This window comes from Nocardia sp. NPDC059228 (assembly GCF_042754245.1).
Classification (GTDB): domain Bacteria; phylum Actinomycetota; class Actinomycetes; order Mycobacteriales; family Mycobacteriaceae; genus Nocardia.
The window spans coordinates 1-1,171 of the sequence record NZ_JBHZAL010000148.1 but is presented as its reverse complement, the minus strand read 5'-3'; the positions used below and the strand labels follow the sequence as shown (position 1 = coordinate 1,171).

General features: G+C 54.9%; 1 protein-coding gene. It reads right to left on the bottom strand.

Features of this window, described 5'->3' with window-relative positions; all coding sequences use genetic code 11:
* Window positions 1-189: 189 nt before the first annotated feature.
* Window positions 190-615, bottom strand: coding sequence for a hypothetical protein (locus tag ACFXKA_RS43080; RefSeq protein WP_379431925.1), 426 nt, complete (start codon window positions 613-615; stop codon window positions 190-192).
* Between the last annotated feature and the right edge of the window lie 556 nt (window positions 616-1,171).

Below are 1,171 nucleotides of genomic sequence, written 5' to 3'. Positions count from 1 at the left end.
AGCTTGAACCGATCCGTACTGTGAGTCGAGCGACATTCGCGCCTTAGCTTTTTTTGGTCCGGTATACAGCCTCAGAGATTTACGCAAGGATGGAGACGAACGCATAGAGTGGTGAGGAATCGCCAAAAGCTGAACAACCACCTCATCGACATTCTTAGATGAACATTCTTCGGTACGCCATGACGCAGGTCATATATTTTCTTCCCATATGGGCCCGACAAAGAAAGCAACCTTTGAGCTTTCTGGGACATCGACCGTCAGCCCCGTCTCGCGCAGCACCTCTGCGATCTCTCTGGGATTGCCGGACCACTGCATGGGCATATCGTCAATTAGCGTTCCTTCTGCATCAAAACAGTCTACGTGCGACTGAGAATTCCAGAAAATGGCTTTAGTGCCACCCGGACTACGCTCGTGAATATCCTGCCAGCCACTGGAGTCGGTGTATGCGAAATCAGGCTCTGCCACATACCCCATTTCCTCTAGAAGTTGAAAAGACTTGGCAATTCTACACAAATCCGAATCTCCAGTACTACCTGAAAGCAATACCCCTTCTCCGCCCCCCGATTGGAGATCGATGCGCACAACGAGACCTTCGCAGGCGAAGATTGCCTGCACCCTAGAAGGCATACCTTGACTCCAAGTGAATCTCATATTCTCTCGGAGTACTCCTTCTGTATCGAAGTAGCTCTCAGCTTGTGGAGGCAAAGTGATCACGGCTCGCCGGATCTCAGGTCCTTGCGTCTCTCGAATTTTCCACCCTGCCGAGCAAAGCCGTACGACCGAACGCTCGAAACGCTGCTTGTCTGAATCTATAGGCATGACTCACTCCAATTTCTCTCTTCGAGTTCACGGGTCAGCTGCAGAACCGCACCGTCTTTGCCGTCCAGGCACAGAAAGCCAGACCCAACTTCAGCACCGTATTCGGCCGGGCCAGGGCTGGACCGAAAATACGGATCATCTCCGACCGGTTCACAGTCCGGCTCCTCCATTCCGGCTTGCCGAATGACTTGCACAACGCTGATTCCTTTCCACTGCTCGTGCGGGCTGCTGGAGCAACCCCTGGGCACGAGGGCCTTCGACGCTGTCCCAGCGGCGGAGGTCCGTACGGTCCAGTGCACGGCGGCCGGTCGACCGGGTAGGGGCCGGCGGGTATTCCGATGCGGCTCCTGGG